Consider the following 15724-nt stretch of genomic DNA (forward strand, 5'->3'; position numbering starts at 1 on the left):
GAAACTTAAAACTGTGGAGGAAACTAATGCGACGGCAATTTTTAACGTCAACGACCGCCCTTGTCCTGTTGCTGGGGGCAGGCAATGCCTATGCCGGAATGGACGAAGCCAAGTCCTTCCTGGACAAGGAAATCGGCCCCCTGTCGACGCTTTCGCGCGCCGATCAGGAAGCCGAAATGCAATGGTTCATCGACGCCGCCAAGCCGTTCGCCGGCATGGACATCAAGGTCGTCTCTGAAACCATCGCCACCCACCAGTATGAATCGCAGGTGCTGGCGCCGGCCTTTACCGCCATCACCGGCATCAAGATCACACATGACGTTATCCAGGAAGGCGACGTCGTTGAGAAGATCCAGACGCAGATGCAGACCGGCCAGAACCTCTATGACGGCTGGGTCAACGATTCCGACCTGATCGGCACCCACTGGCGCTACCAGCAGGTGCGCAATCTGACCGACTGGATGGCGGGTGAGGGCAAGGACGTCACAAATCCGAACCTGGACCTGAAGGACTTCATCGGCACCTCGTTCACGACGGCTCCCGACAAGAAGCTCTACCAACTGCCCGATCAGCAGTTCGCCAACCTCTACTGGTTCCGTTACGACTGGTTCAACGACGAGAAGAACAAGGCCGACTTCAAGGCGAAATACGGCTACGACCTCGGCGTTCCGGTCAATTGGTCGGCGTATGAGGACATCGCCGAATTTTTCACCGGTCGCGAGATAGACGGCAAGAAGGTCTATGGCCACATGGACTACGGCAAGAAGGACCCGTCGCTGGGCTGGCGGTTCACCGACGCCTGGCTGTCGATGGCCGGCAATGGCGACAAGGGCCTGCCGAATGGCTTGCCGGTCGACGAGTGGGGCATCAAGGTCGACGAGAATTCACGCCCTGTCGGCTCCTGCACCGCCCGCGGCGGCGATACCAATGGTCCTGCGGCGGTCTATTCGATCCAGAAGTATCTCGACTGGTTGAAAGCCTACGCGCCTGCCGAAGCGCAAGGCATGACCTTCTCTGAATCCGGCCCGGTGCCGGCGCAAGGGGCGGTTGCCCAGCAGATCTTCTGGTACACCGCCTTCACCGCTTCGATGGTCGACGCCGGCGCCAAGGCGGTGCTGAACGACGATGGCACGCCGAAGTGGCGCATGGCGCCGTCGCCGCACGGCGTCTACTGGAAGGACGGCATGAAGCTCGGCTACCAGGACGTGGGTTCCTGGACGCTGATGAAGTCGACGCCGACCGATCGCGCCAAGGCCGCCTGGCTTTACGCGCAATTCGTCACCTCGAAGACCGTGGACGTGAAGAAGAGCCATGTCGGCCTGACCTTCATCCGCGAGAGTACTATCCACGACAAGAGCTTCACCGAACGTGCGCCGAAGCTCGGCGGCCTGATCGAGTTCTACCGCTCACCCGCCCGTGTGCAGTGGTCCCCGACCGGCACCAACGTGCCTGACTATCCGAAGCTGGCTCAGCTCTGGTGGCAGGCAATCGGCGATGCGTCGTCCGGAGCCAAGACGGCGCAGGAAGCGATGGACTCGCTCTGCGGCGAGCAGGAGAAGGTGATGAGCCGCATCGAGAAATCGGGTGTCCAGGGCGATATCGGCCCGAAGATGGCCGAAGAGCATGATCTCGCCTACTGGAACGCCGACGCGGTCAAGAAGGGCAATCTCGCGCCTCAGCTCAAGATCGAGAACGAGAAGGAAAAGCCGGTCACCATCAACTACGACGAACTGGTCAAGAGCTGGCAAAAGTAAGACGATCTATGCGGGCGTTCGCGCCCGTGTGAAATTGAGGGAGGCGGCGCGTTGCCGTCTCCCTTCTTTTTGTCAAGGCGGAGGATGCAGAATGAGCGGTTTGGTGCTTGCGATCGACCAGGGAACGACATCGACACGGGCGATCCTGTTCGACGGCACGATGAATGTCGTGGGCAGCGGACAGAAGGAATTCGCCCAGCACTATCCGGCCTCAGGCTGGGTCGAACACGATCCGGAGGAGATCTGGTCGAGCGTCATTGAGACGGTGAGGGCCGCGCTGAAGAATGCCGGCCGCGACGCTTCGGATGTGGCTGCGATCGGCATCACCAACCAGCGCGAGACGGTCGTCATCTGGGACAAAGCGACCGGCAAACCGATTCACAACGCCATTGTCTGGCAAGACCGGCGCACCGCACCGTTATGCCAGAAGCTCAGGAAGCAGGGGCTTGAGAAGAAATTCACCCGCAAGACCGGCCTGCTGCTCGACCCCTATTTCTCCGGCACCAAGATCGCCTGGATGCTGGACAAGGTGAAGGGCGCGAGGAAGCGTGCCGAGAAGGGCGAGCTGCTCGCCGGCACCATCGACAGCTTTTTGATCTGGCGGCTGACCGGCGGCAAGGTTCACGCCACGGATGCCACCAACGCGTCGCGCACGCTGGTCTACAACATTGCGGAGAATGCCTGGGACGAGGAGCTGCTGGCCATCCTGCGCATCCCCGCCGCGATGCTGCCCGAAGTCAAGGATTGCGCCGATGATTATGGAATAACAGAGAAAAACCTGTTTGGCGCCGAAATCAGAATCCTCGGCGTTGCCGGCGACCAGCATGCCGCGACGATTGGCCAGGCCTGCTTCGAGCCGGGCATGATGAAATCCACCTATGGCACCGGCTGTTTTGCGTTGCTCAACACCGGCAGCGACCTGGTGCGGTCGAAGAACCGACTCTTGACCACCATTGCCTATCGGCTGAACGGCAAGACCACCTATGCGCTGGAAGGCTCGATCTTCATCGCTGGGGCTGCCGTGCAATGGCTGCGCGACGGCATCAAGGTGATCGGCAAGGCAGAGCAGAGCGGCAAACTCGCGGCGGAAGCCGATCCGACGCAGAACGTCTATCTGGTGCCGGCCTTTGTCGGGCTCGGTGCGCCGCACTGGGATGCCGAGGCGCGGGGCGCGATTTTCGGATTGACCCGCAACACCGGACCGGCGGAGTTTGCCCGCGCGGCACTGGAATCCGTCGCCTACCAGACCCGCGACCTGCTCGACGCCATGCACAAGGATTGGAAGGGCGCCAAGGCAAAGACGGTGCTCAGGGTCGATGGCGGCATGGTGGCATCGGACTGGACCATGCAGCGCCTGGCCGACATTCTCGACGCGCCGGTCGATCGGCCGACAATTCTGGAGACGACCGCGCTGGGGGCGGCATGGCTTGCCGGTTCGAAGGCCGGCGTATGGCCGAAGGCGCGGGAATTCGCGAAGACCTGGGCCCTGGAGCGGCGGTTCGTGCCCGACATGGAATCCGCTACCCGGTCCGTCAAATTGGCGGGCTGGCGGGACGCTGTGCGCCGGACATTGAGCGTGCCATAATCGCCTTGAGGTGAGGGCTTGGCGAGGGGGAAATGACGCCGGAATGGTATAGCAACTGGTGCGCGGAGGCATTCGAACAGCTTACCGCGAAGAACGCCCGTCTGGAGAAGGATTTCCACTTGGGGCACTGGCCGCGCTATGACTACGACCTGACAACGGGGAAGCTGCTGTTTTCACAGGAAGGGAAGGTCGCGGTCGTCGCCGAAATCCAGATCGCAGGTTCCACGAGCACAATGGCTGGCAACTGGCTGTGGGCCTGGGCGAACTCCAACCTGCCCGACGAACTCCTTGCGGACGCAAAGCAGGTCCGATCCTTCGGGGAACAGAACGGCATCGACGAGCTGGCGCAGGCTTACGTGGTCGATACCGACGACGACCTCGAAGCACTCGGATGGGAACTCAGCGGGGCTATGGTACGGATTTGCGACGCTGTTGGAGCGTACCGCTCTCCCCGCGGCAAAGGCGGCGGTCTTACCTGGTTATCAAGAGCCTGAGCTGGGCCAGCGACAAACGCGACCACTGCCAACCATGTTAGGATAGACGCGACAAGGCCCGCGTCTTCTACACGCGGGCCTTTACTCACCATTACCAGCTACTGATACTCAATACGGATCAGTAAGGGGAGCGGCACTCCCGACGAGGACCATTGTTCGGCTGGAAGGTGTTGTCGGAAGCGCGGTAGCTCCGATAATGATCGTAGCACCACTGAACGTGCGAGTTGCCTTCATAGACGCGGTTGTTCTCGTTGTTGACAATCGCGCCGGTGATCAGCGCGCCAGTCGCGAAGGCGGCCAGCGGGAACCAGTAGTCGCCATGACGGCGATAGCCGGGGCGATATTCACGATAGCCGCGATGCCCATTCCAATACATGTCACCGTTGCGGCTAAAGCTTCGATTGCGCGAGAAATTGCGGTCGAAGGAGCGGTTTCTCCTCCACTCCCGGTATTGCACCGTCTGCACATCCGGCGCTGCCGCCTGGGAGAGTGGCACGAAGTTGGGCTGGGCGTTGACCGGCACCACCTCCGCCGCGACGAATGTCGCCGAAAGGGTGGCGGCAAGCAGGCCCGTTGTGATTCTATTCATTGGTATTCTCCTCGAGGGTTGGCGAACGTCCCTTTGGCAAAAAACGACAGTGCGTCGGATTTGTTCCGCCGTGTAGGCAGCCGTTCCCGCACGAAACCCAAACCGCCGGGCTGGTCGCCAGAACCCGGGGGGAACAAGCAAGGGGCAGCGAATTAGGGCAAAGAGCAGGTTTGGAACCCCTCTTTTCCGGTTGACCGGTCGCGGCACTCTCCCTATGTTCCGCGCAATTTCGAGGGCGGCCTTTTCGAGCCCGCGGGAGCGCGTAGCTCAGCCGGTAGAGCAACTGACTTTTAATCAGTAGGTCATGGGTTCGAATCCCATCGCGCTCACCATCGTCAAATGACATGCCAGCGCTTTTGATTTGCCCATGTATCTTTGCGGCGCTCAACGACCGTTCAGACGCCTCCTGACAGGTGCACGTCCAGAACGGCGGCTTTCTTGGCGATCAGTCCTGTCAGATCCGCGTCGGATCGCTTGGTGCCGGTCCGTTCGCGCAGCAACGAGATGACCGCGCTCATCGAAAGCTGGGCAGTGCGATCGCTCAGGATAGCGTCCACCGCGCCGGCAACATCCGGGGTCTCCGTCGGTGCTCGCATGATCGGTTCCTTTCTGTTCAGGTCGGCCTCGGCGCCGTTGGCCGGTCCCCGCACGCCACGGTCGAAGATGACGGCCAGGCCGTTCTTCACGGCGAGGGCGGCGACCATGTCGTCGAGGTCGTGATCGGAAAGCGCTGGCTCCGAAGGATCGGGCTTCAGGGTTCTGCGGATCACTCCGGCAGCCTGATCAGTCGACACAAAGCCAAAATGCCGTTTTCTGGCCTCGACATATTGCTCGATGATCATGCTCAGGCGCCGCGCTGCGACATCCCTGGGTTGCTGCATCTGGGCCTCCTTCGGCTGCCGCAAGCGCAAGGTCGACAGCACCAGAAGGAAATAGGGCGGCGGATCTACTCAAACAGGGGACGGATCGATCATTCGACGCATCTTGCGCTGATATAGGAACGATCCGGGCCTTGATGCATTTTGGCTCTATGACCAGCTCATTGAGGGACGCCGGGACATGAAGATTGCCCATGTCGCACCACTCTACGAATCGGTGCCGCCACGACTTTACGGGGGTACCGAGCGTATCATCTCGTATCTTACCGAAGCTCTCGTCGATCTCGGCCACGAGGTGACGTTGTTTGCCAGCGGCGACACGAAGAGCTCCGCCAAACTGGTGCCATGCCGCGAAAGGGCGCTTCGTCTCGATCCGCGTCCGCTGAAGTCCGAGATCGCGGCACATTTGTCGATGCTCGACGAAGTGCGCAAACGGGCCGACGACTTCGACGTCGTGCATTTCCATCTGAGCCATTTCCTGCATTTCCCGTTTTTCCGTGATATGCCGCAGCGCACGGTGACAGCGCCGCATGGCAGGCTAGATTACGCGGACCTCGCGCAAGCCTATGACCGGTTCCCGCGGTTCCCAATGATTTCCATATCCCGCAGCCAGCGGGCGCGGTTCGCATCCGCGAACTGGCTGGCGACGATCCATCACGGGCTGCCGCTTGACCTTTATGAGGCCGATTTCGAGGCCGGTTCGGACGGTACCTACCTTGCTTTTCTCGGCAGAATGTCACGCGACAAGCGGCCGGACCGGGCAATCGAGATTGCCCGCCGAACCGGCCTGAAACTGAAGCTCGCCGCCAAGGTCGGCGATGGCGACCGCGCCTATTTCGAGGAAGTCGTGCAGCCGCTGATCGATGGCGACCGGGTCGAGTATGTCGGCGAGATTGGTGAGGACCAGAAGGCCCGGTTTCTGGGCAATGCGGCCGCCTTGCTGTTTCCTATCGACTGGCCTGAACCCTTCGGGCTTGCGGTGATCGAGGCCATGGCGTGCGGAACCCCGGTCATGGCTTGGAGTTGCGGCGCTATGCCCGAGATCATCGATCATGGGGTCACCGGCTTTGTCGTCGAAACCATCGAAGATGCCGTCGCCTCGATGCCGGCTCTCCTGCAACTCGACAGGCGACGAATAAGAACGGCCTTCGAAAGGCGGTTTTCGGCCGATAGAATGGCCAGGGATTATGTCGAGGCCTATTCGCGGCTGACCACCGGCCACGAAGAGAGCAGGGCCTCATAGATCTTCAACCCGTTCGGAAACCAGCACGGGACAATCTTCTTGACCATTACCCAACTCGACGAGCGCAAGCTCGATCCTGCGATAGCACTGGCTTCCCTGGACGAAACCGCGCCCAGGGAGCCGCATCGGCTTTACGCTCTCAAGCATGGCGATTGCTTTGCCGTCGCCGACGCCTATGGCGACATACGTGGCGCCGGCGACGGCTTCTTCCGCGACGACACGCGCGTGCTCTCCGAATTTCGCCTGACGGTTGGCGGACGATCGTTGTCGCTGCTGGGCGCATCGCTCAGCCAGGACAACGTCCTGTTCACCAGCAACCTGACCAATCTGCCGATCGAGAGCGCCGCGGGCCGCCAGATTCCGCAGGGCGCGATCCATATCGAGCGGGTCAGGCTTCTGTGGCAGGAAAGGCTATATGAACGCATCACGCTCTCGAACTATAGCCGGGAGCATTCGACGGTCTTGGTGTCACTGCGCTTCGGCGTTGATTTTCGCGACATGTTCGAAGTCCGGGGCTCGACCCGCTCCAAGCGCGGTACCGCGCACACGGCCGAGATCGACCAGAGTTCGGTCGTGCTCCGCTACGAAGGGCTGGACAAGGTCGTGCGGACCTCGGCCATTTCGTTTTCACAGCCCCCGGATCAACTGACCTCCGAGCGGGCGGATTTCTTCATTGCCGTCACCAAGCGCAGCCGCCAGACGCTGTATGTGGAGGTGGGGAGCAAGACACCGGCCCGCCCGCAAAGTGAACGTTTCCGGGCCGCGGCGGCGCGCGCCCGTTTCGGCATGCGCGCCAAGCGCCGGCATGGGGCAACGCTGCACAGTTCAGGCCGCGTCTTCAATGATTGGATGGAACGGGCGCGTGCCGATGTGGCATTGCTCACCACGGAACTGGCGACCGGGCCTTACCCATATGCCGGGATCCCGTGGTTCTCCACCGCCTTCGGCCGCGACGGCGTGATTTCAGCTCTGCAGATGCTTTGGCTCAATCCCGGCCTGGCTCGTGGCGTGCTTGCCTTTCTCGCCCAGCACCAGGCGACCGAAACCTCTCCCTTCAGCGATTCCGAGCCCGGCAAGATCATGCACGAGACCCGCAAGGGCGAGATGGCGGCGCTGAGCGAGTTGCCGTTCGGCCGCTACTATGGCGGCGTCGATACGACGCCCCTCTACATCCATCTCGCCTGCGCCTATGCGGACCGCACGGGAGACACGGCTTTCATCGATGGCCTTTGGCCATCGCTGTGCGCCGCCGCCGAGTGGATCGAGACAGCGAGCCGTTCGACAGGGTTTCTTACCTATCAGCGCGCCGCGGAATCCGGCCTTGCCAACCAGGGATGGAAGGACAGCTTCGATTCCGTCTTCCATGCCGACGGCCGCATTCCGAAAGGGCCGATCGCGCTGGTCGAGGTGCAGGGTTACGTCTTTGCAGCATTTCGGGGATTGGCAAAGCTGGCACGGCTGCGCGGCGAAGAGGAGCGGGCGGAGAATTGGGAGCTGCGCGCCGATGCCATTCGCCAACAAGTCGAACGCCATTTCTGGATCGAAGAGCTTGGCTACTATGCGCTGGCGATCGATGGCGATGGCCAACCCTGCAAGGTGCGCACGTCCAATGCGGGTCACCTGCTCTATGTCGGCCTTCCCAATCCGGATCGCGCACGCATGGTCGCCGACCAGCTGCTGTCGGCTTCGTTCCATTCCGGCTGGGGGCTGAGAACGCTGGCGGACGATGCGATCTTCTTCAATCCGATGTCCTATCATAACGGCTCCATCTGGCCGCACGACACCGCGATCTGCGCCGCCGGGCTGGCGCGATACGGCATCCGCGACAGCGTGGTGCGGTTGATGAGCGGGACCTTCGAATCCGCGGTTCATTTCAACATGCGGCTACCCGAACTGTTCTGCGGGTTCACGCGCTCGGCCGGCGAAGCGCCGATTGCCTATCCGGTGGCTTGCCTGCCGCAGGCCTGGTCCGCGGGCTCCGCCTTCATGCTCATGCAGGCCTGCCTCGGCCTACAGATCGACGGTTGGACGAACGAAATTCACGTGACCCGGCCGCACTTGCCGATCGGCATCGACAATCTTGTCATTCGCCATCTCTCGGTGGGACATGTGGCGGTGGACCTGACGTTTCAGCGCGTGGGGGATCGTGTCGGTGCCTTCCTTGCGGATGCGCATGAAGGATTGGTGCCACTGGTGGTCAAGAGCTGAAAAATCGGAACCAACACCGGGTGCGGAACGTTGGATCAGCACGCCAAGGATGCTGGAGTTCCTGTCGGTGGATCTGCCGCGTCCCATTGAAAGGTAATCAATTCGAAATGCCCGACAACAGTTCGTACCTGGTCGTACCCTCGGCCGCACTGTGGCTCTTCGTTCTCGTAATTGTCGGTATCTCATGCGTCGCGCTCGCGGTGGTGCTGTCACGGGCGCGCCGGGCCAGAAACATGAAGCTCGCCCGTCTCGAAGCAGGATCCGTTCGCAGCCCATTGCCGGAGTTCGAAAAGAACGGGCAATCCGCGGCCGCCGCCCTCGTCCAATGGTCGCCGGAAACGTTGCGTCACATTCTGGCGAAGGAACTTCCCGATGCACAGGTGATCGTGGTGTCAAATCGCGAACCCTACATCCATAACCGCAACGGCGAGGGCATCCAGCTGGTCGTACCCGCCAGCGGGCTGGTCTCCGCCCTGGAGCCGATCACGCGCGCCTGTGCGGGCACATGGATCGCCTATGGCGGCGGTTCGGCCGATGCGCTGGTGGTCGACGAAAACGACCGCGTCGAAGTGCCGCCGGAAAACCCTTCCTATACGTTGCGCCGTGTCTGGCTGAGCGAGGAAGAACAGCAAGGCTATTATCTCGGCTTTGCTAATGAGGGGCTTTGGCCGCTGTGCCACATAGCCTTCACCCGACCGATATTCCGTGCTTCCGACTGGGAGGCCTACGAGGCGGTTAACCGCAAATTCGCCGACACCGTCGTCGCGGAGGCACGCAACGAGCGGCCCATCGTGCTGGTCCAGGACTACCATTTCGCCTTGTTGCCGCGGATGATCCGGGAGCGCCTGCCGGAAGCCATCATCATCACCTTCTGGCACATTCCATGGCCGAATTCCGAGGTATTCAGCATCTGCCCATGGCGCGAGAAGATCCTAGAAGGATTGCTGGGCAGTTCGATCGTCGGCTTTCACACCCAGTTCCATTGCAACAACTTCATCGACAGCGTCGACCGCTTCCTGGAGAGCAGGATCGAGCGCGAGGATTCCGCCATCTCCTATGGCGGCCAGATCAGCCTGGTTCACGCGTATCCGATTTCAATCGAATGGGAGCCGGCGCGACAGGCCCAGCTGCCCGAGGTGGCGCAATGCCGTCGGCATGTTCGTGAAAAATTCGGGCTGGCGGACGATGTCAGGCTGTGTGTCGGCGTCGAACGTCTCGACTACACGAAGGGCATCCTCGATCGCTTTACCGCACTCGATGAGCTGCTGAGGCTCCATCCGGAATGGATTGGCAAGGTCGCCTTCCTGCAGATCGCGGCACCCAGTCGCGGCACCTTGCCCGCATACCAACAGTTGCATGAAGAGTGTCTGCGTCAAGCCGAGGATCTCAACCGGCGCTATGGCCGCGACGGCTACACTCCCGTCCTGATGGTCACGGAACATCATTCGCAGGAACAGGTCTACGAAATCTACCGGGCCGCCGACGTTTGCTTGGTCACGAGCCTGCATGACGGCATGAACCTGGTGGCCAAGGAGTTCGTCGCGGCGCGCAATGACGAACAGGGGGTCCTGCTGCTCAGCATGTTCGCCGGCGCTTCCAAGGAATTGCTGGAAGCGCTGATCGTCAATCCCTACGACGCCACAATGATGGGCGACGCCTTGTTGCAGGCTTTGACGATGTCGTCGGAAGAGCAGCGGCAGCGCATGCAAAGGATGCGTGAGGTCGTTCGCGACAATAATGTCTACCGGTGGGCAGGCAGCATGCTTCTCGATGCCGCGCGCCTGCGCAAACGCGTTGCGGTCGATCGCGCCGTCGGCGCCGCCCCGACCTCATCGGGCAACGTGATCTCGCTGCTCGATCGCAGACGGGTGGCGGCGCTGTGATGTCGCTTCTGCCAAAACTGCCCGCGCCTGAGCTCCCAACAGGCCCGTGGGCCTTGTTCCTGGACATTGACGGCACGCTTCTCGAACACGCCGCGCATCCCGATGCGGTGGTTGTCGGCGATGAATTGCGTACGCTGCTGGCGAGGCTCGAATTGCAATTGGATGGAGCTCTGGCGTTCATCACGGGACGATCGATCGCCGCGGTCGACCATCTTTTCCAGCCGCTCAGATTGCGCGCCGCCGGGCTGTATGGGCTCGAGCACAGGCTCATCCGCGACGGCCCGGTCGAGGCGGCGGGAGAGCCGGCCGACATTGCGGCACTTGCCGAGGAAATCGAAGCGGAGCTGGGCAGTTCGGACGTTTATATCGAGCGCAAGGGACCGATCCTGGCAGTCCACACGCGCGCGGCACCGCAACTGTTGCGGCGCGCGACGCAACTGGTCGAACAGGCGTTGGGCAGGTTGCCTACGGGATATCGGGTGCTGGCCGGCAATGCCGGCGTTGAATTGATGCCGCTGGAGGCAGCAAAGGGAGCGGCCATCAGGCGCTTTCTGGATCTGCCTGCTTTCGAGGGGCGGCGGCCGGTGTTTCTAGGCGACGACACATCCGACGAGAATGGTTTCGAGGCCGTGAACGAGATGGACGGCATGTCGATCCGCATCAAACCGCACGGACCGACAGCGGCGCGCCATGTGCTTGCCAACGTCGGCGAGGCTTTGGCTTGGCTGGGTGCGGTGAGCCAGCGTAATTTGGATGGATCGACCGGCCTGGTCCATCCCTTCAATCGAAGGAGTCCGTGATGACCCAATTCACCAGTCTCATCTTGGAGATCATGCCTGCCTGGCTACGCCGGCGGTCGCTGCCGAATACGCACGAGACCCAGCCGAGTTTCGATCCGTCGCGCCCGCAGGACGCGGATGAGGTCTGGCGCCAGTTTGTTCAAAAGGATCTCTTTGACGCCAACATGCAGGATTACGACGAGACCGGAGATAGAAAGACCAGCCGCCACTGAGGGCGGTTAGCCTTCCCCGAAGACAAGCGAAACATTTCCACCGGCGTGACGCTCGAGGCGGCCGGCAAGGTCGAGTTCAAGCAGCACCATGAAGACCTGGGCGGGATGCAGGCCGGTGTGGCGGATGATCTCGTCGACCGGCACCGGTGTCGGCCCCAGCGCCTCGATCACCTTGGCCCGGTCGCTCTCGCCTGGTGGCGGTGTGGCCGAAAAGTCGGGCGGGTCCTCAAACGGCGGCAGATCAGGCGCCCGCATGCCGGTCAGCGGAAGGATCGCCCTGGAAATGTCCGAAGCTTCGGTGACCAGCGTGGCGCCGTCCTTGAGCAGACCGTTGGTACCGGCCGCGCGCGGATCGAGCGGGGAGCCGGGTACCGCAAAGACCAACCGGCCCATCTCGCCGGCAAGCCTGGCGCTGATCAGCGAGCCTGAGCGCTGTGCTGCCTCAACCACCACCAGCCCAAGAGCGGCGCCCGCGACAAGGCGGTTGCGGCGCGGGAAATCCTGGGCACGCGGCTGCCAGCCGAACGGCATTTCCGAGATGATGGCGCCACGCTCCGCAATGTCATCGCACAGACCGGCATTTTCGGGCGGGTAGGGCAGGTCGAGCCCACCGGCGAGCACGCCGACCGTACCGGTCAAGAGACTGCCCTGATGCGCCGCCGTGTCGATGCCACGTGCCAGGCCGGAGACGATGCCGTAGCCGTCTCGTCCGAGATCGGCTGCCAGCATGCGCGCCATCTTGATGCCGGCAAGCGATGCGTTGCGGGCGCCGACTATCGCGACACCCGGCAACCGGAACACCGCGGCATTGCCCCTGACCGCCAGCATCGGCGGCGGATTGTCCATGCTGCGCAACAGCGGCGGATAGTCCGCCTCCCCAATACCGACAAAGCGTGCTCCAACTCGCCGCGCGGCCTCCATCTCGGCCTCGGCCTCGGCAAGGGAAGGGATGCGCACGATCCGGTTGGCGCCGCCGGAAATCATCAGTTCCGGCAGCATTTCCAACGCGACTTCGGCCGAACCGAAACGGTTGATCAGGTCGCGAAAGGAGGCAGGGCCGACATTCTGGGTGCGGATCAGCCGCAGCCAGCTCAGCCGCTGGCGATCGGTGAGACGCGGCCCGGCGGCCGGTTCGCTCACCCCTTGGCTCCGATCTTGCCTTCGGAGCCGGCAATCAGTCGCGAAATGTTTTCTCGGTGCTTGATGAAGACAATGATGCTCATCACCACGAACAGAATGGCTATCTGCGGCGTGCTCAGGAAATAAAGCGCGATCGGTACCACCACGGCAGCAGCCAGCGCCGCCAGCGATGAGTAGCGGAAGAGGAAAGCCATCACCAACCATACGACAGCGAAGATCAATGCGACTTGCCAGGCAAGGCCGACCAGCACGCCGAGATAAGTGGCGACGCCCTTGCCACCCTTGAAGCCGAGCCATGCCGGGAACAGGTGGCCCAGAAAGGCGCCGAGACCAGCCCAGATCGCGGCTTCAGGCGCGAAATGGCCTGCTATCAGCACGGCGGCCGTGCCTTTCAGCGCATCGAGCAGCAAAGTCGCGGCGGCAAGCCCCTTGTTGCCGGTGCGCAGCACATTGGTGGCGCCGATATTGCCTGAACCGATCTTGCGCACATCGCCAAGGCCGGCCGCGCGGGTAAGCAGCAGGCCGAACGGAATCGAGCCCAGCAGATAGCCGAACACCAGCGCCAGGATTGGGCCGTAAGTCATTGTTCCCCCCGCGTTCCCCCAACCATGCCTGAAGTCGCATGGCTACCGCCGGCTCAGGCAGAAAATATTGTGCGGCCCGCCACCAGCGTTTGCAAGACCTTGCCTTGCAGCCGTGCGCCTTCGAAGCAGGTGTTTTTCGAGCGCGAGCGGATACCGCTTTCGCTGACTATCCAGGGTTCATCGAGGTCGACAAGCGCGAGATCGGCGACGGCGCCTGGCTTCAGCGTGCCGCCGGCCAATCCAAACAGCCTCGCCGGCGCGGTGGACAAGGTTTCGATCAGCCTGAGCAGGGGCACGTCGCCATTGTGGTAGAGGCGCAAGGCCGCGCCCAGCAGGGTTTCGAGGCCAATGGCACCGGCCGCGGCGTCGGCGAAGGGCAGGCGCTTGGTATCGACGTCCTGCGGATCGTGCGAGGAGACGATGACATCGACCGTTCCGTCCTTGACCGCATCGATCATCGCCAACCGGTCCTCCTCGGCCCGCAGCGGCGGCGTCAGGCGGAAGAAGGTGCGGTACTCGCCAACGTCGTTTTCATTGAGAGACAGATTGTGGATCGACACGCCAGACGTCACTGCCGCGCTGTCGGCCTTCGCACGCGCCACGGCGCTTGCCGCCATTGCCGTCGAGATCTTCGCGGCGTGGTACGAACCTTGCGTCAGCCGCGCCAGCGCGAGGTCACGCTCGAGCGGGATGGATTCGGCTTCACGTGGAATGCCGGAGAGGCCGAGCCAACTGGCATACAGGCCTTCGTTCATGACGCCCGACGACCCAAGATCGGCATCCTGCGTTTCATGGACGATGGTGGCGCCGAAATCGCGCGCATAGGTTAGCGCGCGACGCATCACCAGCGCGCTCGATATGGTATGCCTGCCATCGGTGAAGGCGACCGCGCCCGCCTCGCGCAGCAGCCCGAACTCCGTCATTTCACGTCCGTGGAGGCCCTTGGTGATGGCGGCGGCCGGAAAGATATTGACGACGGCCGTGTCCTTGGCGGTGCGCAGCACGAATTCGACCAGCGCCACATTGTCGATCACCGGATCGGTGTCTGGCATCATCACGATGGACGTGACGCCGCCGGCCGCCGCGGCGACACTTGCCGAAGCGATGGTTTCGCGATGCTCGCCGCCGGGCTCGCCGATGAAGACCCGACCATCGATCAGGCCGGGGATGATCGCCTTGCCGCTGCAGTCGATCGCCGTAGCGCCGTCGGGGACGCCGTGGTTCAGCGCCGCCTTGCCCGCGGCAACGATTTTCCTGCCTTCGACTATGACGGAGCCAACTTCATCAAGGCCGCGTGACGGGTCGATGATGCGGGCGCGTTCAAAGACCGTGATGCTCATGCGCCGCGGCCTTCTTGATTGCGGCCCTCTTGATTGCGGCGGGGATCGAGCAGCGCTTCCATCACCGCCATGCGCACGGCGACGCCCATTTCCACCTGCTCCTGGATGACGCTTTGCGGGCCGTCGGCGATTTCGGACGCGATCTCGACACCGCGGTTCATCGGGCCAGGATGCATGACAAGCGCGTCATCCTTGGCGGCCTTCAGTTTCTCGGCGTCTAGACCAAAATAGCGGAAATATTCGCGCACCGACGGCACGAAGGCTCCTTCCATGCGCTCGCGCTGCAAGCGCAACATCATCACCACATCCGCGTCCTTCAGGCCCTCCGCCATCGAGCGGCAGACGATCACGCCCATCCTGTCGATGCCCGAGGGCAATAGCGTCGAGGGCGCCACCACCCGTATTTGTGCGCCGAGTGCGTTGAGCAGCATGATGTTGGAGCGCGCCACACGCGAATGCAGGATGTCGCCGCAGATCGCCACGATCAGCTTCGACAGCGCACCCTTGGCGCGGCGGATGGTGAGTGCGTCGAGCAGCGCCTGTGTCGGGTGTTCGTGGGCGCCGTCGCCGGCATTGACCACCGAGCAGCCGACCTTCTGCGCCAGGAGGGCCGCCGCGCCCGCCGACTGATGGCGGATGATCAATATGTCAGGCCGCATGGCGTTGAGCGTCATCGCGGTGTCGATGAGCGTTTCGCCCTTCTTTACCGAGGAACTCGCCACCGACATGTTCATGACATCGGCGCCAAGCCGCTTTCCGGCCAGTTCGAACGAGGATTGCGTGCGGGTCGAGGCTTCGTAGAAGAGATTGATCTGGGTGCGGCCGCGCAGCGTCGAGGTCTTTTTTTCGGACTGGCGCGAGATCGCGACCGCCCGATCCGCCCTGTCGAGCAAAAGCTCGATGTCGGCGGGCGAAAGGTCGCTGATGCCCAGAAGATGGCGGTGAGGGTAGAGTGGCAGGGACGAAGCGTCGGTCATCTCAAGGGGCTGCTATAGGGTGCGGATTTCGCGCCCG

At 62.4% G+C, this 15724-nt stretch carries 14 protein-coding genes and 1 tRNA gene; 9 read left to right on the plus strand and 6 right to left on the minus strand.

Annotated features, from left to right (window positions below; all coding sequences use genetic code 11):
- Window positions 1-26: 26 nt before the first annotated feature.
- The 3 genes from FJ543_RS03485 (at window position 27) to FJ543_RS03495 (ending at window position 3833) form a co-directional block, all read left to right on the plus strand.
- Window positions 27-1754: an ABC transporter substrate-binding protein gene (locus FJ543_RS03485; protein ID WP_015317738.1), complete on the plus strand. Its 1728-nt coding sequence runs from the start codon at window positions 27-29 to the stop codon at window positions 1752-1754.
- A 91-nt stretch (window positions 1755-1845) separates the two neighbouring features.
- Complete coding sequence (gene glpK / locus FJ543_RS03490) at window positions 1846-3339, plus strand: glycerol kinase GlpK (RefSeq protein WP_140873777.1); 1494 nt, start codon at window positions 1846-1848, stop codon at window positions 3337-3339.
- A gap of 32 nt (window positions 3340-3371) precedes the next feature.
- Window positions 3372-3833 (plus strand): DUF6882 domain-containing protein, encoded by a 462-nt coding sequence (locus FJ543_RS03495; protein ID WP_224527792.1) that lies wholly within the window; start codon window positions 3372-3374, stop codon window positions 3831-3833.
- A 118-nt stretch (window positions 3834-3951) separates the two neighbouring features.
- On the opposite strand, the gene FJ543_RS03500 is transcribed toward FJ543_RS03495, so the two are convergent.
- Entirely contained in the window at window positions 3952-4422 is a 471-nt protein-coding gene (locus FJ543_RS03500) for a BA14K family protein (protein WP_140873779.1), read from the minus strand.
- A 256-nt stretch (window positions 4423-4678) separates the two neighbouring features.
- On the opposite strand from FJ543_RS03500, the gene FJ543_RS03505 reads away from it, so the two are divergent.
- Window positions 4679-4754: transfer RNA gene (locus FJ543_RS03505), tRNA-Lys, on the plus strand.
- A gap of 63 nt (window positions 4755-4817) precedes the next feature.
- Here the strand turns inward: FJ543_RS03505 and FJ543_RS31380 are convergent.
- Entirely contained in the window at window positions 4818-5264 is a 447-nt protein-coding gene (locus FJ543_RS31380; RefSeq protein ID WP_224621987.1) for a hypothetical protein, read from the minus strand.
- A 217-nt stretch (window positions 5265-5481) separates the two neighbouring features.
- Here FJ543_RS31380 and FJ543_RS03520 point away from each other — a divergent pair, with 217 nt between their 5' ends.
- The 5 genes from FJ543_RS03520 (at window position 5482) to FJ543_RS03540 (ending at window position 11646) form a co-directional block, all read left to right on the plus strand.
- Complete coding sequence (locus FJ543_RS03520; RefSeq protein WP_140873781.1) at window positions 5482-6543, plus strand: glycosyltransferase family 4 protein; 1062 nt, start codon at window positions 5482-5484, stop codon at window positions 6541-6543.
- A gap of 45 nt (window positions 6544-6588) precedes the next feature.
- On the plus strand, window positions 6589-8751 hold the full coding sequence (locus tag FJ543_RS03525) for an amylo-alpha-1,6-glucosidase (RefSeq protein ID WP_140874453.1): 2163 nt from the start codon (window positions 6589-6591) through the stop codon (window positions 8749-8751).
- A gap of 107 nt (window positions 8752-8858) precedes the next feature.
- The gene (locus tag FJ543_RS03530) at window positions 8859-10634 is read left to right on the plus strand and encodes a trehalose-6-phosphate synthase (RefSeq protein WP_140873783.1); all 1776 of its coding nucleotides are present in this window, start codon (window positions 8859-8861) and stop codon (window positions 10632-10634) included.
- Window positions 10634-11434, plus strand: a complete 801-nt coding sequence (otsB, locus tag FJ543_RS03535) for a trehalose-phosphatase (RefSeq protein ID WP_140873785.1) — start codon at window positions 10634-10636, stop codon at window positions 11432-11434. The genes FJ543_RS03530 and otsB overlap by 1 nt, the downstream gene beginning before the upstream one ends.
- Window positions 11434-11646, plus strand: coding sequence for a hypothetical protein (locus FJ543_RS03540; RefSeq protein WP_015317746.1), 213 nt, complete (start codon window positions 11434-11436; stop codon window positions 11644-11646). Before otsB ends, FJ543_RS03540 begins: the two co-directional genes overlap by 1 nt.
- A 6-nt stretch (window positions 11647-11652) precedes the next feature.
- On the opposite strand, the gene dprA is transcribed toward FJ543_RS03540, so the two are convergent.
- Genes dprA through FJ543_RS03560 form a run of 4 tightly spaced genes read right to left on the minus strand, consistent with a single transcriptional unit; the run spans window position 11653 to window position 15687 of the window.
- Window positions 11653-12786, minus strand: coding sequence for a DNA-processing protein DprA (gene dprA, locus FJ543_RS03545; protein WP_140726903.1), 1134 nt, complete (start codon window positions 12784-12786; stop codon window positions 11653-11655).
- Entirely contained in the window at window positions 12783-13370 is a 588-nt protein-coding gene (plsY, locus tag FJ543_RS03550; protein ID WP_140873787.1) for a glycerol-3-phosphate 1-O-acyltransferase PlsY, read from the minus strand. Before plsY ends, dprA begins: the two co-directional genes overlap by 4 nt.
- A gap of 53 nt (window positions 13371-13423) precedes the next feature.
- Window positions 13424-14710 carry a dihydroorotase gene (locus tag FJ543_RS03555; RefSeq protein WP_140873789.1) on the minus strand — a complete coding sequence of 429 codons (1287 nt, stop codon included), beginning with the start codon at window positions 14708-14710 and terminating at the stop codon, window positions 13424-13426.
- Window positions 14707-15687 (minus strand): aspartate carbamoyltransferase catalytic subunit, encoded by a 981-nt coding sequence (locus FJ543_RS03560; RefSeq protein WP_140790177.1) that lies wholly within the window; start codon window positions 15685-15687, stop codon window positions 14707-14709. The genes FJ543_RS03555 and FJ543_RS03560 overlap by 4 nt, the downstream gene beginning before the upstream one ends.
- Between the last annotated feature and the right edge of the window lie 37 nt (window positions 15688-15724).

The organism is Mesorhizobium sp. B2-5-7, assembly GCF_006440875.1.
In the GTDB taxonomy this organism is placed as follows: Bacteria; Pseudomonadota; Alphaproteobacteria; order Rhizobiales; family Rhizobiaceae; genus Mesorhizobium; species Mesorhizobium australicum.